The sequence below is a fragment of the Pseudomonas sp. SWRI154 genome, assembly GCF_014268645.1.
Classification (GTDB): domain Bacteria; phylum Pseudomonadota; class Gammaproteobacteria; order Pseudomonadales; family Pseudomonadaceae; genus Aquipseudomonas; species Aquipseudomonas marvdashtae.
In genome coordinates this window covers 54,138-78,472 of record NZ_JABWQW010000010.1, presented here as the reverse complement: position 1 = coordinate 78,472, position 24,335 = coordinate 54,138, and the positions used below count along the sequence as shown (strand labels likewise).

Annotated in this window: 27 protein-coding genes; 22 read left to right on the top strand and 5 right to left on the bottom strand. The window is 60.4% G+C overall.

The window, feature by feature from the left end; genetic code table 11:
- The first annotated feature begins 5 nt into the window (after window positions 1–5).
- Window positions 6–974 (top strand): L-arabinose ABC transporter permease AraH, encoded by a 969-nt coding sequence (gene araH / locus HU806_RS11570; protein WP_186611502.1) that lies wholly within the window; start codon window positions 6–8, stop codon window positions 972–974.
- Window positions 975–1,024: 50 nt separating this feature from the next.
- Here araH and HU806_RS11565 read toward each other — a convergent pair whose 3' ends face one another.
- Together HU806_RS11565 and HU806_RS11560 are read right to left on the bottom strand one after the other, a co-directional pair.
- Window positions 1,025–1,405: a Rho termination factor N-terminal domain-containing protein gene (locus HU806_RS11565; protein WP_186611501.1), complete on the bottom strand. Its 381-nt coding sequence runs from the start codon at window positions 1,403–1,405 to the stop codon at window positions 1,025–1,027.
- 46 nt (window positions 1,406–1,451) lie between these two features.
- Window positions 1,452–1,793: a hypothetical protein gene (locus HU806_RS11560; protein ID WP_186611500.1), complete on the bottom strand. Its 342-nt coding sequence runs from the start codon at window positions 1,791–1,793 to the stop codon at window positions 1,452–1,454.
- Window positions 1,794–1,959: 166 nt separating this feature from the next.
- On the opposite strand from HU806_RS11560, the gene HU806_RS11555 reads away from it, so the two are divergent.
- Complete coding sequence (locus HU806_RS11555; RefSeq protein ID WP_014339485.1) at window positions 1,960–2,442, top strand: GNAT family N-acetyltransferase; 483 nt, start codon at window positions 1,960–1,962, stop codon at window positions 2,440–2,442.
- Between the two features lie 2 nt (window positions 2,443–2,444).
- Here HU806_RS11555 and HU806_RS11550 read toward each other — a convergent pair whose 3' ends face one another.
- Complete coding sequence (locus HU806_RS11550) at window positions 2,445–3,077, bottom strand: glutathione S-transferase family protein (protein ID WP_186611499.1); 633 nt, start codon at window positions 3,075–3,077, stop codon at window positions 2,445–2,447.
- Window positions 3,078–3,265: 188 nt separating this feature from the next.
- On the opposite strand from HU806_RS11550, the gene HU806_RS11545 reads away from it, so the two are divergent.
- The 5 genes from HU806_RS11545 (at window position 3,266) to HU806_RS11525 (ending at window position 8,466) form a co-directional block, all read left to right on the top strand.
- Complete coding sequence (locus HU806_RS11545; RefSeq protein WP_186611498.1) at window positions 3,266–4,249, top strand: 2-dehydro-3-deoxygalactonokinase; 984 nt, start codon at window positions 3,266–3,268, stop codon at window positions 4,247–4,249.
- A gap of 19 nt (window positions 4,250–4,268) precedes the next feature.
- Window positions 4,269–4,889: a 2-dehydro-3-deoxy-6-phosphogalactonate aldolase gene (locus tag HU806_RS11540; RefSeq protein WP_186611497.1), complete on the top strand. Its 621-nt coding sequence runs from the start codon at window positions 4,269–4,271 to the stop codon at window positions 4,887–4,889.
- Between the two features lie 49 nt (window positions 4,890–4,938).
- On the top strand, window positions 4,939–6,087 hold the full coding sequence (gene dgoD, locus HU806_RS11535) for a galactonate dehydratase (protein WP_186611496.1): 1,149 nt from the start codon (window positions 4,939–4,941) through the stop codon (window positions 6,085–6,087).
- 207 nt (window positions 6,088–6,294) lie between these two features.
- Window positions 6,295–7,605, top strand: a complete 1,311-nt coding sequence (locus tag HU806_RS11530; protein WP_186611495.1) for an MFS transporter — start codon at window positions 6,295–6,297, stop codon at window positions 7,603–7,605.
- A gap of 60 nt (window positions 7,606–7,665) precedes the next feature.
- Window positions 7,666–8,466 (top strand): IclR family transcriptional regulator, encoded by an 801-nt coding sequence (locus HU806_RS11525; protein WP_186611494.1) that lies wholly within the window; start codon window positions 7,666–7,668, stop codon window positions 8,464–8,466.
- Window positions 8,467–8,472: 6 nt separating this feature from the next.
- Here the strand turns inward: HU806_RS11525 and HU806_RS11520 are convergent, their stop codons facing one another.
- Window positions 8,473–9,525 carry an NAD(P)-dependent alcohol dehydrogenase gene (locus HU806_RS11520; protein WP_186611493.1) on the bottom strand — a complete coding sequence of 351 codons (1,053 nt, stop codon included), beginning with the start codon at window positions 9,523–9,525 and terminating at the stop codon, window positions 8,473–8,475.
- 180 nt (window positions 9,526–9,705) lie between these two features.
- Between HU806_RS11520 and HU806_RS11515 the strand changes: the two genes are divergently transcribed.
- Window positions 9,706–10,596 (top strand): AraC family transcriptional regulator, encoded by an 891-nt coding sequence (locus tag HU806_RS11515; protein WP_186611607.1) that lies wholly within the window; start codon window positions 9,706–9,708, stop codon window positions 10,594–10,596.
- An 84-nt stretch (window positions 10,597–10,680) separates the two neighbouring features.
- On the opposite strand, the gene HU806_RS11510 is transcribed toward HU806_RS11515, so the two are convergent.
- The gene (locus tag HU806_RS11510; protein ID WP_186611492.1) at window positions 10,681–12,345 is read right to left on the bottom strand and encodes a 4Fe-4S dicluster domain-containing protein; all 1,665 of its coding nucleotides are present in this window, start codon (window positions 12,343–12,345) and stop codon (window positions 10,681–10,683) included.
- 546 nt (window positions 12,346–12,891) lie between these two features.
- Between HU806_RS11510 and HU806_RS11505 the strand changes: the two genes are divergently transcribed.
- The 14 genes from HU806_RS11505 (at window position 12,892) to HU806_RS11440 (ending at window position 24,331) form a co-directional block, all read left to right on the top strand.
- The gene (locus tag HU806_RS11505; RefSeq protein ID WP_186611491.1) at window positions 12,892–13,641 is read left to right on the top strand and encodes an electron transfer flavoprotein subunit beta/FixA family protein; all 750 of its coding nucleotides are present in this window, start codon (window positions 12,892–12,894) and stop codon (window positions 13,639–13,641) included.
- Between the two features lie 2 nt (window positions 13,642–13,643).
- Window positions 13,644–14,573 (top strand): electron transfer flavoprotein subunit alpha/FixB family protein, encoded by a 930-nt coding sequence (locus HU806_RS11500; protein WP_186611490.1) that lies wholly within the window; start codon window positions 13,644–13,646, stop codon window positions 14,571–14,573.
- Between the two features lie 91 nt (window positions 14,574–14,664).
- Complete coding sequence (locus HU806_RS11495; RefSeq protein ID WP_186611489.1) at window positions 14,665–15,489, top strand: substrate-binding periplasmic protein; 825 nt, start codon at window positions 14,665–14,667, stop codon at window positions 15,487–15,489.
- A 9-nt stretch (window positions 15,490–15,498) separates the two neighbouring features.
- Complete coding sequence (locus HU806_RS11490; protein ID WP_186611488.1) at window positions 15,499–15,858, top strand: DUF4398 domain-containing protein; 360 nt, start codon at window positions 15,499–15,501, stop codon at window positions 15,856–15,858.
- Window positions 15,855–16,664 carry an OmpA family protein gene (locus tag HU806_RS11485; protein WP_186611487.1) on the top strand — a complete coding sequence of 270 codons (810 nt, stop codon included), beginning with the start codon at window positions 15,855–15,857 and terminating at the stop codon, window positions 16,662–16,664. The genes HU806_RS11490 and HU806_RS11485 overlap by 4 nt, the downstream gene beginning before the upstream one ends.
- 200 nt (window positions 16,665–16,864) lie before the next feature.
- On the top strand, window positions 16,865–18,307 hold the full coding sequence (locus HU806_RS11480; protein WP_025214826.1) for an aminotransferase-like domain-containing protein: 1,443 nt from the start codon (window positions 16,865–16,867) through the stop codon (window positions 18,305–18,307).
- A gap of 84 nt (window positions 18,308–18,391) precedes the next feature.
- Window positions 18,392–18,868 carry a translation initiation factor 2 gene (locus tag HU806_RS11475; protein WP_186611486.1) on the top strand — a complete coding sequence of 159 codons (477 nt, stop codon included), beginning with the start codon at window positions 18,392–18,394 and terminating at the stop codon, window positions 18,866–18,868.
- Window positions 18,869–19,015: 147 nt separating this feature from the next.
- Window positions 19,016–19,270, top strand: coding sequence for a YkgJ family cysteine cluster protein (locus HU806_RS11470; protein WP_186611485.1), 255 nt, complete (start codon window positions 19,016–19,018; stop codon window positions 19,268–19,270).
- A 39-nt stretch (window positions 19,271–19,309) separates the two neighbouring features.
- The gene (locus tag HU806_RS11465) at window positions 19,310–19,918 is read left to right on the top strand and encodes an START domain-containing protein (protein ID WP_186611484.1); all 609 of its coding nucleotides are present in this window, start codon (window positions 19,310–19,312) and stop codon (window positions 19,916–19,918) included.
- A gap of 135 nt (window positions 19,919–20,053) precedes the next feature.
- The gene (locus HU806_RS11460) at window positions 20,054–20,290 is read left to right on the top strand and encodes a hypothetical protein (protein ID WP_186611483.1); all 237 of its coding nucleotides are present in this window, start codon (window positions 20,054–20,056) and stop codon (window positions 20,288–20,290) included.
- 200 nt (window positions 20,291–20,490) lie between these two features.
- Window positions 20,491–20,832: a ribonuclease E inhibitor RraB gene (locus tag HU806_RS11455; protein ID WP_186611482.1), complete on the top strand. Its 342-nt coding sequence runs from the start codon at window positions 20,491–20,493 to the stop codon at window positions 20,830–20,832.
- A gap of 328 nt (window positions 20,833–21,160) precedes the next feature.
- A complete protein-coding gene (locus HU806_RS11450) occupies window positions 21,161–22,570 on the top strand; it encodes a circularly permuted type 2 ATP-grasp protein (RefSeq protein ID WP_186611606.1) in 1,410 nt (469 codons plus the stop codon).
- A 10-nt stretch (window positions 22,571–22,580) separates the two neighbouring features.
- Window positions 22,581–23,531, top strand: coding sequence for an alpha-E domain-containing protein (locus HU806_RS11445; RefSeq protein ID WP_186611481.1), 951 nt, complete (start codon window positions 22,581–22,583; stop codon window positions 23,529–23,531).
- The gene (locus HU806_RS11440; protein WP_186611480.1) at window positions 23,528–24,331 is read left to right on the top strand and encodes a transglutaminase family protein; all 804 of its coding nucleotides are present in this window, start codon (window positions 23,528–23,530) and stop codon (window positions 24,329–24,331) included. The genes HU806_RS11445 and HU806_RS11440 overlap by 4 nt, the downstream gene beginning before the upstream one ends.
- The last annotated feature ends 4 nt before the right edge of the window (window positions 24,332–24,335 follow it).

The following is a 24,335-nucleotide window of genomic DNA, read 5'->3' as shown; positions in this document are numbered from 1 at the left end:
TAATCATGACCATTCAAAACAATGCACTGCCAACGGCACGCAAACCCCTGGACCTGCGCCGCTTCCTCGACGACTGGGTCATGCTGTTGGCGGCCATCGGTATCTTCGTGCTCTGCACCCTGATGATCGACAACTTCCTGTCACCGCTGAACATGCGTGGCCTGGGCCTGGCGATTTCCACCACCGGCATCGCCGCGTGCACCATGCTTTATTGCCTGGCGTCCGGGCACTTCGACTTATCGGTCGGTTCGGTGATTGCCTGTGCTGGTGTGGTCGCGGCGGTGGTGATGCGCGACACCAACAGCGTGTTCCTGGGCGTGAGCGCGGCGCTGGTGATGGGGCTGATCGTCGGTCTGATCAACGGCATCGTGATTGCCAAACTGCGGGTCAATGCGTTGATCACGACGCTGGCGACCATGCAGATCGTTCGCGGCCTGGCCTACATCTTCGCCAACGGCAAAGCGGTGGGCGTGTCCCAGGAATCGTTCTTCGTCTTCGGCAACGGCCAGATGTTCGGCGTGCCGGTACCGATCCTGATTACCATCGCCTGCTTCCTGTTCTTCGGCTGGCTGTTGAACTACACCACCTACGGTCGCAATACCATGGCCATCGGCGGCAATCAGGAAGCGGCCTTGCTGGCGGGGGTGAATGTTGATCGTACCAAGATCATCATCTTCGCCGTTCACGGTGTCATTGGCGCGCTGGCCGGGGTAATCCTGGCGTCGCGCATGACTTCGGGCCAGCCGATGATCGGCCAGGGCTTTGAACTGACGGTGATCTCGGCTTGCGTGCTGGGTGGGGTTTCATTGAGTGGTGGCATCGGCATGATTCGCCACGTCATCGCGGGTGTCCTGATCCTGGCGATCATCGAGAACGCGATGAACCTGAAGAACATCGATACCTTCTACCAATACGTCATTCGCGGCTCGATCCTGCTGCTGGCGGTGGTGATCGACCGGTTGAAGCAACGCTGAGAGCCCTGCGCGGCAGGCCTGCTCGATGGCGTCGTCCTTGACGCCATTGTTCATCCCGCTTTGCGCAACGCTTCGACCAACTCTTGCTTGCGCATCTTCGAACGCCCGGGAATATTTTTTGCCCGGGCTTCTTTCATCAGGTTATCCACGGTCTGGGCCTCATGGGAGGCTTTGCTCGTGCGCGGATGTCCCTCGCGGGTCTTGGCGGCACGGCGGGCCGATTCCTTGCGGTCGGATTGCTTCTCTTCGGTGGGCTTTTTCTTCCCGCTTCCGCCGGAGCGCTCGCCACCGCCCGATTGTTTGTTGACCGTGGCCCAAGCTCGAGCCTCGGCTTCGTTCGCCGACACACCTTTGTGCTCATAGCTTTCTTCGATGTGCTCGGCCTTGCGCTTTTGCTTGTCGGTGTATTTTTCTTTGCTTCCACGAGGCATGAAATGTTCCTCCTCTGTGTGTGGGCAGAGCCCTCCGCGAGCCGGATTACTGGCTCGCGCCACCTTCCGAGCCAGAGCCGCCGGTGGTGGTTTTCGAACCCACGCCGGTGTCGGCATTGTCGGGGGCTGTAGAGTCTGGGGTATTCAATCCGCCCTGGCGGCCGGCGTCATTACCCTGGACCCTTGGATCGGTGCCAGTGGCGGGCGGTTGGCCATTGTTCAGGGTGCCACCGGTGCCGTCAGTGTTCAGCTTGGGCAAGCCTTGCGTGGCGGGCGAATTCGGAGCCTGCACCGGGTCGGTCGGCCCGGTACCAGAGGTCGACGCTGCCAAAGCTGCCGAAGACAGCAGTGCAGCGAATGTGATCGCAGTCAGCCTTGAATAAATCATGGTGTCGCCTCCATTTTTGGAATGCTTGCCTGATTTTTGGCCGCGCTGGAGCGAGGTTGGTGCCTCGTCGGCGACGAATGGCACACGGAAAGCCCCGTCCAGAAGATGTGACGAGCGCCGCGTAGCGGCTTAGTATGGCGCTTTCAATTGGCTACAAGGCCCGTTCATGTCGATCGAGATCCGTCCCGCGCAACCTAGCGATGCGCCTCAAATCCTTGCCTTCATCACTGAGCTTGCCGATTACGAGAAAGCCCGCCACGAAGTCATCGCCAGTGTGGCCGATATCGAGCGCAGCCTGTTCAGCGAAGGTGCAACCGCCCACGGCTTGATCTGCCTGCGTGATGGCGTGCCCATCGGTTTTGCGGTGTTCTTCTTCAGTTATTCCACGTGGCTGGGCAGCAACTGCCTGTACCTCGAAGACCTGTACATCACTCCCGAACAGCGTGGTGGCGGGGCGGGCAAGACGTTGCTGCGGCACTTGGCGAAGATCGCCTGTGACAATGATTGCGGTCGCTTCGAATGGAGCGTGCTGGACTGGAACACGCCGGCCATCGAGTTCTACAAGTCCCTCGGTGCGCAACCACAGGAGGAGTGGGTGCGCTATCGAATGGACGGTAAAGTGCTCCGGGATTTTGCCAACGGCAACTGATTTTATGCGTATGCGCTGGACGCATACTCGGCAAATCCGCGGCGTTGTTCGAGCCGCTTGCAATAGGCGGCCACCGCAGGATAGTCCGGACGCTCCATGGGCGCCTGGCGCCAGCGATGCGCGGACAGGCCGATAAGCACGTCCGCCAGGGAGAAATCCGCACCGGCCACGTAGGCGTCGGTGCGGTTCAACTGCTGTTCCAGCAAACCCATCTTCTCGTTCCAGCCTTTGACGCCGGCGGCGATGAGCTGTGGGGCCTGGAAGTCCGGATTCTTGCGCACCAGGGCGTGAAAGGCGTAGCCCCATGACGGGTTGAGCTCCGTGGCTTGCCAGTCCATCCACTGTTCTACACGCGCCCGTGCGGCAGGCTCGATGGGAAGCAGATCACTGCGCCCATGTTTGCCGACCAAGTAGCGGCAAATGGTATTCGACTCCCAGAGCACGCCGTTCTCGTCAATGATCACCGGCACCTGGGCGTTGGGGTTGAGCGCCAGGAAGGCCGGGTCATGGGTCGAGGCAAAGCCGATGCCCCAGTCTTCGCGTTCGTAGGAAAGGTCCAGTTCCTGACAGGTCCACAGCACTTTTCTGACGTTGATCGAGGAGGTGCGGCCGAGGATTTTCAGCTGTTGTCCCATTATTTTTCCCTGAGTCGTTTGGCGTCCGGTCAGAAAACGTAGCAGGGTCTTGGCCGGATGGCGATTGGCTTTATGGTTGGCTTGTTAAGTCCCAATATATGGGAGTGATATTTATATATTGAGATTTTGTCCCGCCCAGGTTTATAGTCCGTCTCACTCACTGCCAAAAAACAGAACAGGTGAAGCGGATGCAGGCGCAATTGATCGCGCTCGATTGGGGGACCACCTCCTTACGGGCTTACAAACTCGCAGCCGGTGGCGAGGTGCTCGAGCAGCGTGCGCTGTCGTCGGGGATCATGCAGTTGCCGTCCGGGCCGCGAACCGTGGCCGGCCGGGTCTGCATCGACGGTTTTGAACTGGCCTTCGACGAGGCCTGCGGCGACTGGCTCGACGCCCAGCCTGGCTTGCCTGTGATTGCCTGCGGCATGGTCGGCAGCGCCCAGGGCTGGCGCGAAGCGCCTTACTGCGACACGCCTGCAAACGTCGCCAACCTCGGACATTCCCTACAAACCGTTCGCTGCCTTCGCGGTGTCAACGTGCACATCGTGCCTGGCGTGATCCAGCGTTCACGCTTGCCCAATGTCATGCGTGGCGAAGAAACCCAAGTGCTTGGCGCCTTGCACAGCCTGCCGAACGAAGCGGTGCTGATCGGCCTGCCGGGGAGCCACTCGAAGTGGGTGGAAGTCACCGATGGCTGCATTGTGCGTTTCGACACGTTCATGACCGGTGAAATCTTCGCCGTGCTCAGCGACCACAGCATCCTCGGCCGTACCCAGCAGCGGGGCGCGGCGTTCGATGGCCTGGCCTTCGATCGCGGCGTGCAGGTGGCGCTGTCGGCGGAGGGGCAGATCGGCCCGTTGTCCACCGTATTCAGCGCCCGCAGCCTGGGGCTGACCGGTGAACTCGGCGCCAGTGCACAAGCCGATTATCTCTCCGGCCTGTTGATCGGCCATGAGCTGACAGCCCTGGCCGCGGCGCAACGCCAACGACGCAACAGCGTGCATCTGCCGACGGTGGTGTTGATCGGCAACTCTCAACTCTGTGCCCGTTATCAACGGGCCCTCGACGCCTGCGGTTTCGCCCGGGTGACCTTGGCCGAACAGGCCACCGAGCGTGGCTTGTGGCAACTGGCTGTAGCGGCCGGGCTGCTCGACGCCACCCCATCGCGTTAAACCTGACTGGAGGTCTGACATGCTCACACAAGCACTGGCGCACAACGGGCTGATTGCGATTCTGCGCGGCCTGCGTCCCGAGGAGGCCGCCGCTATAGGCGAGGTCCTTTATAGCGCCGGATTTCGCGTCATCGAAGTACCGCTCAATTCCCCTGAGCCGTACGAAAGTATCCGCATCCTGCGCAGCACCCTGCCGGCCGATTGCCTGATCGGTGCAGGGACCGTGCTCACAGCGGAACAGGTCGAGCAGGTAAAAGCTGCTGGCGGCCAAGTCATCGTCATGCCCCACAGCGACCCGACGGTGCTGCGTGCGGCGAAAGCGGCGGGCTTGTACCTATCGCCCGGCGTCGCCACGCCCACCGAAGCCTTTGCCGCGCTGGCCGAAGGCGCTCACGTGCTGAAGATGTTCCCGGCCGAGCAAATGGGCCCGGCGGTGGTCAAGGCCTGGCTCGCGGTGCTGCCGGCCGGGACGGTGCTGGTGCCGGTGGGTGGGATCACGCCGGACAACATGGCGGTGTTCGTCGAAGCCGGCGTCAAGGGTTTCGGCCTCGGTTCCGGGCTGTTCAAGCCGGGCCTGACAGCGGATGAAGTGGCGGTACGCGCCAAGGCCTATGTGGCCGCATGGAATGCCTTGAACTGAAGACTTTTCCAGCGCCCCGCGCGCTGCATCTGACAAGAGAGACAACAAGATGAAAATCACCAAGCTGACCACGTTTATCGTTCCGCCGCGCTGGTGCTTCCTCAAGGTCGAGACCGACGAGGGCGTGACCGGTTGGGGCGAGCCCGTGGTCGAAGGCCGTGCCCACACGGTGGCGGCTGCCGTCGAGGAATTGTCCGACTACCTGATCGGCAAAGACCCACGCAACATCGAAGACATCTGGACCGTGCTCTATCGCGGCGGCTTCTACCGTGGCGGCGCCATCCACATGAGCGCCCTGGCCGGTATCGACCAGGCGTTGTGGGACATCAAGGGCAAGGCCCTGGGCGTGTCGGTCAGCGACTTGCTGGGTGGCCAGGTGCGGGACAAGATCCGTGTGTATTCGTGGATCGGCGGCGATCGTCCGGCGGACACTGCGCGAGCGGCGAAAGAGGCGGTGTCGCGGGGCTTCACAGCGGTGAAGATGAACGGCACCGAAGAGCTGCAGTTTCTCGACACCTTCGAGAAGGTCGACCTGGCCCTGGCCAATGTGGCGGCAGTGCGCGATGCAGTCGGGCCGAACGTCGGCATTGGCGTGGACTTCCACGGCCGCGTGCACAAGCCGATGGCCAAGGTGCTGATGAAGGAGCTCGACCCTTACAAGTTGATGTTCATCGAAGAGCCGGTGCTCAGCGAAAACTACGAGGCGCTCAAGGAATTGGCGCCGCTGACCAGCACCCCGATTGCCCTGGGCGAGCGGCTGTTCTCGCGTTGGGATTTCAAGCGCGTGCTCAGCGAAGGCTACGTGGACATTATCCAGCCGGATGCCTCCCACGCCGGCGGCATCACCGAAACCCGCAAGATCGCCAACATGGCCGAGGCCTACGACGTGGCGCTGGCGCTGCACTGCCCGCTGGGCCCCATTGCCCTGGCGGCGTGCCTGCAACTGGATGCGGTCTGCTACAACGCGTTCATCCAGGAGCAGAGCCTGGGTATTCACTACAACGAAAGCAACGACCTGCTGGATTACATCAAGGATCCGCAGGTGTTCGACTACGACAAGGGCTTCGTGAAAATCCCCAATGGTCCGGGCCTGGGCATCGAGATCAACGAGGAATATGTGATTGAGCGCGCGGCCATCGGCCACCGCTGGCGCAACCCGATCTGGCGCCATGCCGATGGCAGTTTTGCCGAGTGGTGAGTGCCTAGACGCCCCACATTCCATGTGGCGAGGGAGCTTGCTCCCGCTCGACTGCGCAGCGGTCGCAAAAATATTGACCAACGAACCCAGGGGCTGCTGCGCCCGAGGCGTCGGGCCGGCCCAGCGGGAGCAAGCTCCCTCGCCACGGCGGTTGACGTAGCCGCTCATAAGTTTCGCCCTCGATAAACATAAAAAGAGGCACCTCACATGCAAGCGCACACCCTGAACGCGCAGGCGTCGTTGGTGACGCCCAGCCGCAAGCGTTTTTTCATCATGGTCCTGCTGTTCATCACCGTGGTGATCAATTACCTGGACCGCAGCAACCTCTCGATTGCCGCCCCTGCAATGACCAGTGAGCTGGGTATTGATCCGATTCATGTCGGGCTGATTTTCTCGGCGTTCGGCTGGACCTACGCCGCCATGCAGATCCCCGGTGGCTGGTTGGTGGACCGGGTGCCGCCACGCATCCTCTATAGCGTGGCGCTGTTGCTGTGGTCGGTGGCCACAGTGATGCTGGGGTTCGTCTCCAGCTTCATCGCCTTGTTCGTGCTGCGCATGGCCGTCGGCGCCCTGGAAGCGCCGGCTTACCCGATCAACAGCCGCGTAGTGACGACCTGGTTTCCCGAGCGCGAGCGGGCCACGGCGATAGGTTTCTATACCTCTGGACAGTTCGTCGGGCTGGCATTCCTGACGCCGGTCCTGGCGTGGCTGCAACACGCCTTCGGTTGGCACATGGTCTTTGTCGCTACGGGCGCGGTGGGCATTCTCTGGGCGGTAATCTGGTACGCGGTGTATCGCGAGCCACGGGATTTCAAAGGCGCCAACGCCGCCGAAATCGAACTGATCCGCGAAGGCGGCGGGCTGGTGGATATCCAGGCCGAGACCGCCAAAGTGAAGGCGACATTCAGCTGGTCCGACCTGGGAATCGTCCTGACCCAACGCAAGTTGTGGGGCATTTACCTGGGGCAGTTCTGCCTCAACTCCACGCTATGGTTTTTCCTGACGTGGTTTCCGACCTACCTGGTGAAATATCGCGGCATGGACTTCATCAAGTCTGGCCTGCTGGCGTCGCTGCCGTTCCTCGCGGCATTTGTCGGCGTGCTGTGTTCCGGGTTCTTCTCCGACTGGCTGATTCGCCGCGGCGCCAGCGTGGGGTTTGCGCGCAAGCTACCGATCATTGGCGGGCTGCTGATCTCCACCTCAATCATCGGTGCCAACTTCGTCGAGTCAACGCCGCTGGTGATCGCGTTCCTGGCCCTGGCGTTCTTCGGCAATGGCCTGGCGTCGATCACTTGGTCGCTGGTTTCCACCCTGGCGCCGGCGCGGCTGCTCGGACTGACCGGCGGGGTGTTCAATTTCATCGGCAACCTGGCGGCCATCGCGACGCCGATCGTCATTGGCTTCCTGGCGAGCGGCGATTCGTTTGCCCCGGCCATTACTTATATCGCTGTCCTGGCATTGGCTGGCGCGCTTTCCTACATACTGCTGGTGGGGAAAGTCGAGCGCATCGAGTTGTAGTCCCGTGGGGCGGGCGACCATAATGCCGCCCGTTCCCTCGCTCATTGTGAAAGGCCGGATATGCAAGACGCCCCAAGAAATACCAAGGACGCAGCGCCCACGGGCACGCAGACATTGCTGCGTGGCCTGGGTGTGGTCCAGGCGGTCGCCAGCGGCGCCCGCGACTTGAAGGAAATCGCCCGGCTGATCGGTACCACGCGCAGCACCACTCATCGCCTGGCCAGTTGCCTGGTGGACGAGCGTTACCTGCGCGTGGTGCCGCAAGTGGGCTACCTGCTTGGGCCGAAGTTGATTGAATTGGGTTTTCAGGCGCGGGAAGAGTTGCCGCTGGTGAGCCTGGCGGGGCCTTACCTGGATGAACTGTCGGCGCTTACCGGGGACACCGTCCACCTGGCGATTCGCGAGGGCGACGAGGTCTTGTACCTGCTGAAGAATCCCGGACGCAATGGCCCGGAAATGCGCTCGCGCGTCGGCCATCGCATGCCACTGGCGCGCACCGGCATCGGCAAGGCGCTGATGCTCGATGACCCGCAGGAACAATGGAAGCGGCTGTATGAAATCAGCTTGCCGGCGGGTGGGAAGAATCAGTTCTGGCCACAGCATCAGGAGCAATCCTGGGAGCAGTTCCAGCAGCGAATGGTGGAATACGTGGCGGGGGGCTATGCCTTCGACCTGGAGGACAACGAACCGTCGATTCGCTGTGTAGCGGCGCCGATTCGTGACGCCGGCAAGCGCATCGTCGCCGGTATCAGCATCGCCAGCACCGTGCCGTACATGCCGCTGGAAAAGATGGCCGAGCTGATTCCCCTGGTTAAAGGAGTCACAGCCCGGCTGTCGGCGGAACTGGGCGCCAAGGTTTGACGAACGTCAGGCCTTGAGTGTCGCCATGTCGATAACGAAGCGGTACTTCACATCCCCGGCGATCATGCGGCTGTAGGCTTCGTTGATCTGGCGGATGTCGAGCATTTCAATGTCGCAACTGATGTTGTGCTCGGCGCAGAAATCGAGCATTTCCTGGGTTTCTGCGATACCGCCGATCAGCGAGCCGGCCAGCACTCGGCGACCCATGATCAGTTTTGCCGCGTGTACCGGCGGGTCGACCGGCTCGACCAGGCCCATGATGATGTGCACTCCGTCGAAATGCAGCGTGTCGAGGTAGGGGTTGAGGTCGTGCTGCACCGGAATGGTGTCCAGCAGGAAGTTGAAACGTCCGGCGGCAGCCGCCATCTGTTCGGCGTCGGTGGACACGATTACGTGGTCCGCGCCTTGGCGACGGGCTTCTTCGGCCTTGCTCGCCGAGCGGGTGAACAACGTCACTTCTGCGCCCATGGCCTTGGCGAACTTGATGCCCATGTGACCCAGGCCGCCCATGCCCAGCACGCCGACCTTGTCGCCAGCCTTGACGCCGTAGTGCTTGAGGGGCGAATAAGTAGTGATGCCGGCACAGAGAAGCGGTGCGGCGCTGGCCGGGTCGAGTGTCTGCGGTATGCGCAGCACAAAGTGCTCGCTGACCACGATGCTGTCGGAATAGCCGCCCATGGTGTGGCCGCCGCTGACGCGGTCCGGGCTGGCGTAGGTCTGGGTCATGCCTTCGAAACAGTATTGCTCCAAGTCAGCCCGGCACGCTTCGCACTCACGGCAGGAGTCGACCATGCAGCCTACACCGACCAAGTCGCCGACTTTGTGATGGGTGACATTCGCACCGACGGCGGTGACTTTTCCGATGATTTCATGGCCGGGCATCAGCGGATAAACGGCAATGCCCCATTCATTGCGGGCCTGGTGGATGTCGGAGTGACAGACCCCGCAGTAGAGAATATCGATCGCCACATCGTCGGCTCGCGGGCTGCGACGCTCGAACTTCATGGGGGCGAGGGGCGTGGTGGCCGATTGGGCGGCATATCCGATAGCTGTGTACATGATGGACCTCGCTAAGCAGTGAACGGTGAGGGAATCCATTCTGGGAGGCATGGCGACCGGCGGCGATGGCGATTCCTCCGCCTGTCATGCCTAATCCTCCGGTCTTGACCAGGATTTGATCTTCTGTGGCGTCAGACCTGCGATGATGTTTTCATGCCATTTTCCGTGAAGTTTTCGCCTATGCTGTTGACCCGCCATCTTGATGCCAATGCCACGCTGGTTTCACTGATAGAACCCTTGGCGACCCGTGACGGTTTCGTCCCTACACCATTGCCCGGCGTGCATGCGCTGCGCGCCAGCCAGGACGTCGCCCGTGGCCCACAGCTTTATGAGCCGAGCCTGGTGATTATTGCCCAGGGCAGCAAACTGGCGTACCTGGGGCCTCGCACGATGGAATATGGCGCCGGGCATTATCTGATCCAGGCCTTGCCGGTGCCGTTCGAATGCGAGACCTACGCCATGCCCAATGCTCCGCTGCTTGGGGTTTCCGTTGCGATCGATCGGGCGATGTTGGGGGAGTTGGTGCTGGCCATGGGGCTGATGCCGGGTCGGAGCCTGCCGCCGCAGACGCCTGAATCTATGACCTGCGCAGTGCTCGATGACGCCATGCGTGGGTGTGTCGAACGCTTGTTGCGCTGCCTGCACGATCCGCTGGAATGCCAGGTCATGGGCCAGGCACGGTTGCGGGAGTTGTTGTTCGTCGTGTTGCGCGGTCCCCAGGCCGATGTGCTGCGGGCGCTGGTGGAGCAGCAAGGCCAGTTCGCCCGGATTGCCGCGGCCCTGAGCCATTTGCATGCACACTTCACCGAGCCGCTGAACGTCGAGACCTTGGCCAGTTGCGCGAACATGAGCGCATCGACCTTCCATGAGCATTTCAAGCGCAGCACCTTGTTGTCTCCGGTGCAGTACCTCAAGCGGTTGCGCCTGCTCAAGGCCCAGCGACTGCTGCTCATCGAAGGTATGGGCGTGGCCCAGGTGGCGCATCACGTGGGGTATCAGAGCCCGTCGCAATTCAGTCGCGAGTACAAGCGCTACTTCGAGCGTAATCCTGGGGAAGAGCGGGCAGCCTGATCCTCTGACCGAAGCGGCGCCCCCTTAAATGTGGGCAAACAAAAAGGCCCCCATTGCGGGAGCCTCGATGTTCAGCGTGTCGGCTTACATGTTCGGGTAAGTCGGACCGCCGGCGCCTTCCGGCGATACCCAGGTGATGTTCTGTGCTGGGTCCTTGATGTCGCAGGTCTTGCAGTGAACGCAGTTCTGGGCGTTGATCTGGAAGCGTTTTTCGCCGTCTTCCTTGGTGATGACTTCGTACACGCCAGCCGGGCAGTAGCGCTGGGCCGGCTCGTCGTACAGCGGCAGGTTCTTGCTGATCGGGATGCTCGGATCGGTCAGCTTCAGGTGGCAGGGCTGTTCTTCTTCGTGGTTGGTACCGGAGATGAACACCGAGCTGAGTTTGTCGAAGCTGATCTTGCCGTCCGGTTTCGGGTAGTCGATCTTCTTGCAATCGGCCGCCAGTTTCAGGCAAGCGTAGTCCGGCTTGGTATCGCGCAGGGTGATCGGTAGCTTGCCACCAAAGATGTTCTGGTCGAGCCAGTTGAAACCACCGCCGATAATCGCGCCGTATTTGTGGATCGCTGCGCCGAAATTGCGGCTGGCGAATAGTTCTTCGTACAGCCAGCTGGCCTTGAACGCGTCGACGTAGCTGTTCAGTTCGTCGGCACCTTCGGAGCCGGCAAACAGCGCATCGGCCACGGCCTCGGCGGCGAGCATGCCGGATTTCATCGCCGTGTGGCTGCCCTTGATCTTGGCAAAGTTCAGGGTGCCGAGGTCGCAACCGATCAGCGCGCCGCCCTTGAAGACCATTTTCGGCAGCGAATTCAGACCACCCTTGGCGATGGCGCGTGCGCCGTAGCTGACGCGCTTGCCACCTTCCAGGTATTGCTTGAGTACCGGGTGATGCTTGAGGCGCTGGAATTCGTCGAACGGCGACAGGAATGTGTTGCTGTAGGACAGGTCGACGATCAGGCCGACCACCACTTGATTGTTTTCCAGGTGGTAAAGGAAGGAACCACCGGTGTTTTCGGAGCCCATGATGTCCAGCGGCCAACCGGCGGTGTGCACCACCAGGCCTGGCTGATGCTTGGCCGGGTCGATTTCCCAGATTTCCTTCAGGCCGATGCCGTAGTGCTGGGCATCGGCTTCGCTGTCCAGGTTGAAGCGCTTGATCAACTGCTTGCCGATATGGCCACGGCAGCCTTCGGCGAACAGTGTGTACTTGCCGCGCAATTCCATGCCGGGAGTGTAGAGGCCTTCCTTCGGGTTGCCTTCGCGGTCGACACCCAAGTCGCCGGTGATGATCCCGTGCACCACGCCGTTCTCGTCGAACAGCGCTTCCTGGGCGGCGAAGCCTGGGTAGATTTCCACGCCCAGGTTCTCGGCCTGCTGGGCCAGCCAGCGGCACAGGTTGCCCAGGGAAATAATATAATTGCCTTCGTTGTGCATGGTCTTGGGCACAAAGAAGTCAGGGATTTTGCTCGCGGTCTCGGCGTTCTTCAGGACATAAATGTCATCGCGCTTGACGGGCGTATTCAACGGGGCGCCGAGTTCTTTCCAGTCCGGGAACAGTTCGTTCAGGGCGCGCGGTTCGAATACCGCGCCGGAGAGAATGTGCGCACCGACTTCGGAGCCTTTTTCGACCACGCAGACGCTGATTTCCTTACCGGCTTCGGCGGCCTTCTGTTTCAGTCGGCAAGCGGCAGACAGGCCAGCGGGGCCGGCACCGACGATGACCACGTCGAATTCCATGTATTCGCGTTCCACAGGCTATCTCCTACTCAAGGCTCTACAGTTTTTTCTAATTGGAGGTTTGGCGATGCATCCGTTGTTTCTTTCGCCAGGCGACGAAAGCGACAATGGATGACCCGCGCTTCTCTCTTAAGCGGCGCATTATATCTACACCACTCTCAGGGTCCAATACAAACGTTTGTTTGAAATTGCCGCAGCCCAGATAAATCACTGACGTACGGCTTATGACTGACCATTTTGCCGTATTGACCGGAATAGGCGTTCCGGTCAAGATACGGGCGGTTTTGCGCTCGCCGTAGGCTGACTGTTGGTTTCAAGAGCACCTCTAAAGACAGGGCGAAGGCAGCACAAAGTGACGAGTTGCGTGGTTCAAACGCGCAGTTTACACGCCGCGATAATGAATGACTCATCGGTCATCACTGACGAATGGTCTTCACTCCCGTGAGCAAAGGTCATGTGTGGTTCATGCCGGCGTTTTTAGAGGTGCCCTTGCGCCCATGATCATCAACCGCCAGGTTCGCCCGGGCGGCTTTCTTTTCACCGGAGAGTAACGAGGAATCCATGAAGGTTCTTGTAGCTGTCAAACGAGTGGTCGACTATAACGTCAAGGTTCGCGTCAAGGCGGACAACTCCGGCGTCGACCTCGCCAACGTCAAGATGTCGATGAACCCATTCTGCGAAATCGCCGTAGAAGAAGCCGTACGCCTGAAAGAGAAAGGCGTGGCGACTGAGATCGTCGTCGTTTCCATCGGCCCGACCACTGCCCAGGAGCAACTGCGCACCGCGCTGGCACTGGGTGCCGATCGCGCCATCCTCGTCGAATCCGCCGAAGACCTGACTTCCCTGGCCGTGGCCAAGTTGCTCAAGGCCGTTGTCGACAAGGAACAGCCGCAGCTGGTCATTCTCGGCAAACAGGCCATCGACAGCGATAACAACCAGACCGGCCAGATGCTTGCCGCGTTGAGCGGCTACGGCCAGGGCACCTTCGCTTCGAAAGTCGAAGTGTCTGGCGACAGCGTTGCCGTGACTCGCGAAATCGACGGCGGCGCGCAGACCGTTGCGCTGAAACTGCCGGCCATCGTTACCACCGACCTGCGTTTGAACGAGCCGCGCTATGCGTCCCTGCCAAACATTATGAAAGCCAAGAAGAAGCCGCTCGAAGTGCTGACTCCGGATGCTTTGGGTGTTTCCACCGCCTCCACCAACAAGACCCTCAAGGTCGAAGCGCCGGCTGCACGCAGCGCAGGCATCAAGGTCAAGTCGGTGGCTGAACTGGTCGAGAAACTGAAAAACGAAGCGAAGGTAATCTGACTATGACTATCTTGGTAATCGCCGAACACGATAACAAGGCGCTGGCTCCGGCCACGCTGAACACTGTTGCTGCCGCTGCCAAAATCGGTGGCGACGTGCACGTTTTGGTCGCCGGGCAGGGCGCAAGCGCCGTTGCCGAAGCCGCCGCGAAGATCGCTGGCGTGGCTAAAGTGCTGTCGGCCGACAACGCCGCCTATGCGCACCAGCTGCCGGAAAACGTTGCGCCGCTCGTAGCTGAGCTGGGCAAAAGCTACAGCCACATCCTGGCTGCCGCGACTTCCAACGGCAAAAACATCCTGCCGCGCGTGGCCGCTGCACTGGACGTCGACCAAATCTCCGAGATCATCTCGGTAGAAAGCGCCGACACCTTCAAGCGCCCGATCTACGCCGGTAACGCGATTGCCACCGTGCAGTCGAACGCTGCGATCAAGGTCATCACCGTACGCGCCACCGGTTTCGACCCGGTTGCCGCCGAAGGTGGCTCGGCTGCCGTTGAGGCAGTGGGCGCCGCCCATGACGCCGGCATCTCCAGCTTCGTCAACGAAGAACTGGCCAAGTCCGATCGTCCTGAACTGACTGCTGCCAAGATCGTCGTTTCCGGCGGCCGTGGCATGCAGAACGGTGACAACTTCAAGCACCTGTACGCCCTGGCCGACAAGCTGGGCGCTGCCGTTGGTGCTTCGCGCGCCGCAGTTGACGCCGGTTTCGTGCCCAACGACATGCAGGTCGGCCAGACCGGCAAGATCGTTGCGCCACAGCTGTACATCGCCGTCGGCATCTCCGGCGCGATCCAGCACCTGGCCGGCATGAAGGACTCCAAGGTGATCGTTGCGATCAACAAGGACGAAGAGGCACCGATCTTCCAGGTGGCCGACTACGGCCTGGTAGCGGACTTGTTCGAAGCCATCCCTGAGCTGGAGAAGCTGGTCTAATCCAGCGTCTTCACTTATAAAGAGCCCGGCCCTTTGGCCGGGCTTTTTATTTTCTGCATTGTTTTTTTCGCTGCAAGGGGAGCAAGTCGCCATGGATCTGCGTCGTTTGACCAGTTGGTCGTTGCTGTGGACATTGGCGGTCATGCCGGGCCTGTCTGTCGCCGCCGGCAAATGTGAACGACTGATCGCCACCGGCAGTCCGGACGCGCCACCTTACCTCTGGCAAGACCCTCAGGACCCCAAGCACCTGATTGGCGCTGGCGCCGATCTGCTGGCGCACGTCGCGACGGAGCTGGGGATCAAGATCGAGCTGCTGTATGCCGGCAAGCGTGCCCAGGCGCTGGACGAAGTGCGCAGCGGGCGCATGGACCTGCTCACTGACGCTCCGCTGACCGCCGCCGGGCTTGAAGCGTTGGATTACTTCCACCCGCCACTGTTGGAAAATGATTACCTGGTCTGGACTCGCAACGATTCGACGCTGGTCATCAACCAGCCAGAAGACCTTCATGGGCATCCCGGCGCGTTGTCGGAAAAGGCTCGAATGACCCAGGGATTTGGCGTTTTCGCCGAGCAGCAATTGTCCCTGATCCGTACGCCGAACCTGACCCAGGCCTTTCAGAAATTACTCTTGGGCGAGGTGGAATATGTCCTGGCGGGGCGCTATTCGGGCTTGGCGATGGCGCAGACATTGGGCTTGGCCAACGATCTGCAGGCTGCGCCGCAACCGGTGGATAAACCAGGACTGTTCCTCGCGGTTTCCCATAACTCCGCCTGCAACGACCCATGGTTACGCGGACAGCTGGCGCAAAAGATGACAGAATTGGCCGCGTCCGGCCTGACGGAGGCTGTATTGCAACGCAATCTGGAGCGTTGGAAGACACAGTTGAAGTCTCCCGTCAGTGCCCCAAAACAGTAGGGAATATTAGTGACTATTCGACCTCTTTTCGCTGCCCTGGCCGTTCTGGCTCTGGCGGGTTGTGCAGCCGATCCGGCGCCGAATGAACAGATCCGCCTGACTGAACAGGCCATCGAGCAAGCACGTGCGGTAGGTGCCACCACCGAAGAAGTGCCCGAGTTGAAACTGGCCGAAGAAAAGTTCGCTCGTGCCAAATCGAACATGGCCGACGAATCCTACAAGAAGGCGCGCATGCGGGCCGAGCAGGCCGAGCTGGACGCGCGCCTGGCCGAAGCGAAGGTGCTGACGCTCAAGAGCCAGGAGCAACTGAACGTGCTCGATACGCGTATCAAGCGCTTGCGCAAACAGTTGAGGGAGGATGCCCAATGAATCACTCCCATCTATTCGGCGGCCTGCTGATTGCAGGTCTCGCGAGTTTGTATGGCTGCGCCGGCCAGCGCAGCGAGGCAGTGCTGGAACAGGCCAGCGGCGATTTCCAGAAGGTCAAGGAGGACGCCAACGTGCTGCGTGCCGCGCCCCGGGACGTGATCCGCGCCGGCGAATCCCTGGCCCGTGCCGATCGCTTGTCCAGCTACTGGGGCAGCGGTGAGGATGTGCAGCATTACGCCTATCTGAGCCAGCGCTACAGTGCGATTGCCCGGGAGCACAGCAATCAAGTGCTCAACGAAGAGCGCGCGACGAAGCTCGAGCTTGAGCGCCAGCGTCTGCAATTGGCCTTGCGCGAGTCCAAGTTGCTGAGTGTCCAGCAGCAGGGCAAATGGCTCGAAGAGCAGATCATGGCGATGGCGACAACCCAGACTGATCGCGGCCTGGTGATGACGCTCGGCGACGTATTGTTCGACACCGGCGAAGCTGAGCTGAAGAACTCGGCCAATCGCGTGGTGCTCAAGATCGTGCAATTCCTCCAACTCAACCCCAAGCGCGTAGTACGTATCGAGGGCTACACCGACAGTACCGGTGGCAAACAGGAGAACCTCAAGCTGTCCCGTGACCGTGCGCAAGCGGTGGCGGACGTGCTGGTGGACCTGGGAATCGACGAGAAGCGCATTCAGGTCGAAGGCTACGGCGATCAATACCCGGTGGACGTCAACGCGTCCGAACGTGGCCGGGCACAGAACCGTCGGGTTGAAATTGTGTTCTCCGACGAAAAAGGCCAGCTCGGCGCCGCCCGCTAAGGGCTGCGTCTCTGGAAAACCCGGCCCCTGTACAGGCGCCGGGTTTTTTTGGGCTCGCCGATTGGCCGGGGAGGGGTACAGTTAGAGCTGTCACTCCACTGTACTGTCGAGTAATCTGGCAACTGTCCCAGTACACTTCTAAACTGTTACGGTATCGTTTCCGACAAGAATAAAATGCCCGTGAAATCGAGTGCTGCGTCATGACCAACCTCCTGCTCTACCAACGTATTGCTCAACAGCTGGCTGAAGACATCCGGCGCGGTGTGTATCAGCCCGGTGAACGCGTGCCTTCGGTGCGCAAGATGAGTTCGCAGCTCAACGTCAGCCATGCCACCGTGCTACAGGCCTACGCCAACCTTGAAGACCAGGGTTTGATTCGCGCGCGGCCGCAATCGGGCTATTACGTGCACCAGACGCCGGCCCTGACCGCGCCGACGCCGGACATTGCCCGGGTGGAGCGCCCGGGGCTGGTGACGCGCAGCAGCATCATCCAGCAGGTACTGGTCGAGTCGCGCCGCGAAGGCGTCTTTCCGTTGGGCGCAGCGGTACCGAGCGTCGACTACCTGCCTGTCCGGGCATTGCATCAGCAATTGGCCAAGGTCACGCGTTTCCACAGTCCACGGGCGTTCAGCTACATGTTCAGCCCCGGCTTCGAACCGTTGCGCCGGCAGGTGGCAATTCGCATGCGCGATGCCGGTGTCGTGGTGGATCCTTCCGAAGTCGTGATCACCCATGGTTGTGTCGATGCGCTGCAGATGTCGTTGCGCGTGCTGACTCGCCCCGGGGATCTGATCGCCGCCGAATCGCCGACCTACTACGGTTTGCTGCAACTGGCGGATCTGCTGGGGCTCAAGGTGATCGAGATCCCGAGTGATCCTGTCACTGGCATGAGCCTTGAAGCCTTGCAACTGGCGGCCAACCAATGGTCGATCAAGGCGCTGGTCCTGACCACGCGCCTGAGCAACCCTCTCGGCGGCACCATGCCCGAGGAGCGGCAAAAGCAGCTGCTGCGCCTGGCGTCGGACTTCGACATCCAGATCGTCGAGGATGATATCTATGGCGAGCTGATGTTCGAGCAGGGTCGTACCAAGGCCCTGAAGGCGTACGACCGATTGGACCGGGTGATCTACTGTTCGAGTTTTTCCAAGACGCTCTCACCGGGCGTGCGTATTGGTTGGATGATAGCCGGCAAGTTCCAGCAGGAAATCCAGCGGCTCCAGACGTTCAGTACCCACTCGGCGTGCAGCGTCACCCAGATGGGAATCGCGGCCTATCTGGAAAACGGCGGCTACGACCGGCATCTGCGCTATATCCGCCAGGAGTACCGCAAAAACCTCAGCGCCTTCCAGCTGGCGGTGCAGCAATACTTCCCGGAAGGCACGCAAATGAGCCGTCCCACCGGAGGTTTTATCCTGTGGGTCAGCCTGCCGGGGCGGGTCAACACTCAGGAATTGCATGTGCGGGCATTGCAACAGGGCATCAGTATCGCCCCTGGGTTGATATTCAGTAATACCGAGCAGTTCAACCACTGCATCCGCCTGAACTGCGGCACTCCGTGGAACCGCGAAGCAGAGCGGGCCTTGATGACGCTGGGGCTGCTGGCCACTCAATTGTGCCAGGAGACAGCCAGCGGGTTTCTATAGGAATCAGTGGCTTGGTTTGATGTGCTTGTCAGCGCCTCATAATCGGGCGAGCATGGGGACTCTGCCGCGAATGTCGTTGTGTCTATGAAAGCTATTGGTCCTGCTGCCTGGGTTTTGATCGGCCTGTTGAGCGCCTTCCATGTCGGAAGCGTTGCCGTGGCGGCTCCAGCGCAGGAAAAAACCACCGCAAGCGCCAAGAAGGACACGCCAAAGAAAGCCGCAGTGGTGAAAAAGTCCCCTGCTAGAAAATCCGCCACGACGAAGAAAAAACGCGCGCCCATCGCCTCCAAGAGCAAATCCGCCCGTGAGGTCGCCAAGACGCCTTTGCCACCGGCCAAGCTCGACCTGAGCCTGCCGCACGATATGGTCGATGAGCTGCAACCACCGGGCAAAGTACCGTTACCCAAGCGTGAGCCGTTATTGCCGTCCATGTTCGGCGAGAAACCCGGTCCGTTCCAGCTCAACGGCCGCCTGCTGAGCAACGAGATGCAGCTGCCGCTGCGCAACCAGGAGCGCAACGAAGTGGAAGGCGCCGCGCTGGAGTTCGAATTCAAGCAATAAGCGCTGCAAAACACTGCTGTTCGTCGCTGACCGCCCGGTCACCGGGCGATGTATGAAAAAACACGTGGCGGGCAATTTGAAACGACTGTTTTAGCCGTTACTCTGTCTCTGTTACCAATCATTACCTGTCGTGAGGATATCGTCGTCATGGAATGCCGTGAAGGCTGTGGCGCCTGTTGCATCGCCCCTTCCATCAGTTCGCCCATCCCGGGCATGCCCCAGGGCAAACCAGCGGGAGAACGTTGCGTGCAACTGTCGGCCGACAATTTGTGCCAGATCTTTGGCCAACCGGAACGTCCGGCGGTGTGCTCGGCGTTCGAGGCCGATATCGAGGTCTGTGGTCATAGCAGCGACGAAGCCATTCGGCTGATCGGTTGGTGGGAGCAAGTCACGGCGGCGTGATGGTCAATGATCGAACTTGGACAATAAGGAAAAACAACTATGGGTTCGCTGCATCGTATGGCTGTGTTGTGTGGTTTGACTGTCTTGTTGGCAACGGCGACCGCCCAGGCAGAAGACTGGCAGGTCGCCAAGGAAAAGGAAGGTATCCAGGTTTCCCTCAGTGAAGTGGCCGGCTCCAAGTACAAGGCCTACCGTGGCGTGACCGTCATGAAAACCACCATGGCCAAGCTGCGAGCCCTGCAGGAAGACGTGTCCGGCGCGTGCGCCTGGATTCATGAATGCAAGAGCCAGAAGCTGCTCAAGCACGAAGGCAACAAAAGCTGGACCTATACGCAATTCAACACGCCGTGGCCGGTCACGTCCCGTGATTCCGTGCTGGAAGTCACCACCGTCGAAGGCGCTGATGGCAGCCTGACGCGCAACCTCAAGGGCGTGCCCACTTACGCGCCTGAAGAAAAAGGTTTCGTGCGCGTGACCCAAGTCGACGGCTTCTGGAAATTCACGCCCAAGGACGCGGGCCAGATCGAAGTGATTTATCAGGTCCATACCGAACCAGGTGGCGACGTACCGTCCTGGCTCGCTAACAAGTTTGTCGTGGATGCGCCATTCAATACGTTGAAAGCGATGAAAGAACGCGCCGAAAAATAACGGCAATCACTCTGTGAAAAACCGCCCTCGAGGCGGTTTTATATAGGCCGTCTATGAACTCAGCGGAACGATTGTTTCGCCGCCAATGTCGAGATAGGGGTAAGCCTGGCCATTCCATCGATCAAGGAGACACTGATGCAAAAGTGGGAAATCACCTTCGTTGACGATCACGGCGAAACGATCGCCGAGCAGTTTGATTACGCCCAGGAGCCCACGATGGAACAAGCTGCACAACTGATTCGTGAAAAGCTAGTGCCTCTCTCGAAAGCGCTTGACCTCAACGACCTGGAAGGTCGCACCGAGGACCCCACAGTCAAGAGTCTGAAGACCCAAAACAGCATTGAAATCACCAGCATTAAACCGGTTTCATGAAATCATTGTCTGGTCCCGCTTGGCAGCCGCACTGACTTGAAGCTACTCTGCAATCGAGATCAGCGAAAGGATCGCCAAGGTCCGGTCTTGTCAGCTACATGCTTGTGTCCCGACGGTTATTGATGCCGTATCGCTTGCAACAGCAGGTTGCACGCACGGGAAGACGGAAAGTCTATCCATCGGTTTTAGGAGGACGTTTCATGAGCACAGCCTATCAAGAAGACATCAGCACCAGCGTGTTGCGCCGCATGAAAGAAGGCGGTTTCGATTTCTCCCAGTTTCATCCCATCGAGTTCTACGCCATTTTTCCCGACGAGGAACGGGCACGGCGCGCGGCAGGTCATTTTCGGGGAGAGTCGTTGAATGCGCAGATCAGCGCTCGGGACGATGGCGCCTGGTCATTGGAGCTGAGCCGGGTGATGTACGCCACTTATGATGACATTGGCGACTTCGAGATGAACTTCGAAGCCGTGGTCGAACCGTTGGGTGGCATCATCGAAGGGTGGGGCGTCAAGCAGGAGATTCGGCGCCTGCAAGCCTGACACTTTCCAACAGATCCACAGCAACGGCTGGCCATCGTGTCGGCCGTTTTCATGTGTCTGGCAGCGATTTTCATACATTCGACCCGCCGCCAACCCGTCATGTTTTGTAGCCAACTGTATCCAACCCGAGCCTCATCGCTTTTCTCTGACTATGCTCAGGAAAGCGGCACGTTGCGTCGCAATGAAGCGGGGGGCTCGGGGCAAGGAGGCTGGTTGCACCAGATAGGGGCATGAACCGCCGGTGGCAGATCCAACCCCTTGAGCAGCAAGCGTTTATGCCAATGGCACGGGCCTTGCGATGCCTGATGCCTGGAACAAGGAGTACGGCATGATGCGCACGGGTTTTGATGAGATGTACGATGCCGACGGCCAGGTCCGCCCGCATTATCGAGCGTTTGCCCAGTGGCTGGCCGAAACGCCTGACGAACTCCTGGCGCAACGGCGACGCGAGGCCGACCTGTTGTTTCATCGTGCCGGAATCACGTTCACCCTCTACGGGGACGAACAGGGGACAGAGCGGCTGATTCCCTTCGATACCATTCCTCGCAGCATTCCGGCCAGCGAGTGGCGGGTGGTCGAGCGCGGTTGCATCCAGCGGGTCAAGGCACTGAACATGTTCCTGGCCGACCTCTATCACGAACAACGGATTATCCGGGCCGGCATCATTCCGGCCGAGCAGGTCCTGGCCAACGATCAATATCAGCTGGCGATGCAAGGGCTGGATCTGCACCGTGATATCTATGCGCATATCTGCGGGGTCGATTTGGTACGTGACGGCGACGGTACGTACTACGTGCTTGAGGACAATCTCCGCACGCCCAGTGGCGTCAGCTACATGCTCGAAGACCGCAAGATGATGATGCGGCTGTTTCCCGAATTGTTCGCCGCCCAGCGCATCGCTCCGATCGACCATTACCCCAACCTGTTGCTCGACACTTTGAAAAGTGCCAGCCCGCTGGACGACCCCAGCGTCGTGGTGCTCACGCCAGGGCGTTTCAACAGCGCATTCTTCGAGCATGCATTCCTGGCGCGGGAGATGGGTGTGGAGTTGGTGGAAGGCGCCGATCTGTTCGTGCGTGACGACAAGGTGTTCATGCGTACCACCGATGGGCCGAAAGCGGTGGATGTAATTTACCGTCGCCTCGATGACGCATTCCTTGATCCGTTGGCGTTCAATCCGCAGTCGATGCTTGGCGTGCCGGGGCTACTGTCGTCCTACCGTTCGGGCAACGTGGTGCTGGCCAATGCCATCGGCACCGGCGTGGCGGACGATAAATCGGTGTACCCGTTTGTCACTGACATGATCCGCTTCTACCTGGACGAAGAGCCGATCCTGAGCAACGTTCCTACCTGGCAATGCCGCAACCCGTCCGAACTTTCCCATGTGCTGGCGAATCTTCCAGAGTTGGTGGTGAAGGAAACCCAGGGTTCCGGCGGCTACGGCATGCTGGTGGGGCCGGCCTCGACGGCCGCGCAGATCGACGCGTTCCGCGAGCGGATCAAGGCCAAGCCGCATGCCTACATCGCCCAGCCGACGCTGTCTCTTTCGACGTGTCCGACCTTTGTCGAAAACGGCGTTGCCCCACGGCATATCGATCTGCGTCCATTCGTCCTGTCGGGCCGTGAAACCCGCCTGGTGCCAGGCGGCCTCACCCGTGTGGCGCTGCGCGAAGGATCCCTGGTGGTGAACTCGTCCCAGGGCGGCGGTACCAAGGACACGTGGGTGGTCGAGGATTGAAGGAGCTGCCATGTTAAGTAGAACCGCCTCGGACCTTTATTGGATGTCGCGTTATCTGGAGCGGGCAGAGAACCTCGCGCGAATGCTCGATATCAGCTATTCGCTGTCATTGATGCCCCAGGACGGACACGGTGACGGTCTGCATGAACTGGCGATGCCGCTGTTGATCACCGGCACGCTGGACGATTATCGCGACAGGCACGGCGAACCGCATGCCGAGCGATTGCTGCACTTTTTCGCTTTGGAAGCGGCCAACCCGGCGAGCATCTACAGTTGTCTCGGGTCCGCGCGGGCCAGTGCCCATGCAGTGCGGGGACGAATCACCGCCGACATGTGGGAAAACATCAACGCTACCTGGCTGGAAATTCGCGACATTGCCGAGCAAGGTTTGGGGCGCTACGGCATGAGCCGTTTCTGCGAATGGATCAAGGAGCGATCCCACCTGTTTCGAGGCGCTACCTACGGCACCATCATGCGCAACGATGCGTTCCGTTTCATACGCCTGGGGACTTTCATCGAGCGTGCGGACAACACCTTGCGCCTGCTTGACGCGCGCTACGAAATGGCGGGCGACCAGGCTGACGCCGTCAGTGATGGCACAGCCCACGCGTACTATCAGTGGAGCGCCCTGCTGCGGGCCTTATCCTCCTTCGAGGCCTACACCGAGGTCTATCGCGATGCTCCCATGGCCCGCCATGTGGCCGAACTGTTGCTGCTGCGCGTCGACGTGCCGCGTTCGTTGCGCGCTTGTACCGAAGAAATCGACCAGATCCTCGCCAGCCTGCCTGGCAGCACTGGACGCCAGGCACAACGCCTGGCGGCGGAGATGGATGCGCGCCTGCGCTACACCGGTATCAACGAAATCCTCGACGAGGGGCTGCATGCCTGGCTCACCGAATTCATCCCATTGGTGCGTGAACTGGGCAATGCCATCCACCGTTCCTACCTGGAGGTCATATGAGACTCTCGATCAGCCACGAAACGGCCTATCACTACGAGGACCTGGTCCGTGCCAGCATCCAGTATCTGCGGCTGACTCCTCACGACAGTGAGCGCCAGCATGTGTTGAGCTGGCAGTTGGACCTGCCAAGGCCGGTGCGGTCGCAGCTCGATCCGTTCGGCAACATTCTTCATGTGCTGACCCTGGACGAGCCTCACGAAACAATCATCATCGGTGCCCGAGGCCAGGTCGACATCGATCCGTTGCGTGAAGCCGAGCATGAAAGCCAGTCGGCATTACCGTTCCTGCGCTTCACCCGGCTCACCGAAGCGGACGAGGCCCTGCGCACTTTTGCTCGCGAGCACTGCAAACAGCATCGCAATCGCACGGCGTTGATTGATCTGATGCACGCGCTGAACCAGCACATGGCCTACACGCCGGGTACCACTGAAGTGGAGACCAGCGCGGCCGAGGCCTTTGCCGGTGGCAGCGGGGTGTGCCAGGACCATGCCCACGCGTTCCTGGCGTGCGCTCGTAGCCTGGGTGTTCCGGCGCGCTATGTGTCGGGCTATCTGTTCAACGAAGACAGCGAACACCTGGCCAGTCATGCCTGGGCCGAAGCCTGGCTTGACGACGCCTGGTACAGCTTCGACGTGACCAACCAACTGGCTCGCCCGGAGCGGCATCTGAAACTGGCTGTTGGCCTGGATTACCTCGACGCTTGCCCGGTGCGTGGCATGCGCCGCGGCGGTGGGGGCGAACAGATGCATGCCAAGGTGCTGGTGACAAAGGCACCGGTGATCACCGTGCAGCAGCAATAACTCT